Origin of the sequence: Streptomyces sp. GbtcB7 (genome assembly GCF_019091445.1) — a bacterium.
GTDB lineage: Bacteria > Actinomycetota > Actinomycetes > Streptomycetales > Streptomycetaceae > Streptomyces > Streptomyces mirabilis.
On record NZ_JAGXJM010000707.1, the window covers coordinates 1 to 232 of the forward strand.

1 protein-coding gene is annotated in these 232 nt (G+C 69.8%); it reads left to right on the plus strand.

All coding sequences use genetic code 11. The features are described from left to right. Positions 1–3 precede the first annotated feature (3 nt). Complete coding sequence (locus KVT44_RS57320) at positions 4–228, plus strand: hypothetical protein (RefSeq protein ID WP_217577233.1); 225 nt, start codon at positions 4–6, stop codon at positions 226–228. Positions 229–232 lie beyond the last annotated feature (4 nt).

Below are 232 nucleotides of genomic sequence, written 5' to 3' on the forward strand. Positions count from 1 at the left end.
AGCATGCACATCGACTGGGCAGCCCTCGGCTCCGTCTTCGGAGTCAGCCTCGTGACCACCGTCGGCCTCGTGGGCCTCTTCACCCTCGGCATCGTCGGCCTCTCCAAGCGCGAGTCCGCGTCCGCCCAGGGCGGCTCCGCGTCCCTCGCGGTCACCGGCGCGTACGTCTGCTTCGCGGCGTGCGCCGCGGCGGTGGCGTACGGCATCTTCCTGATTGTCGGTAAGTGACCCA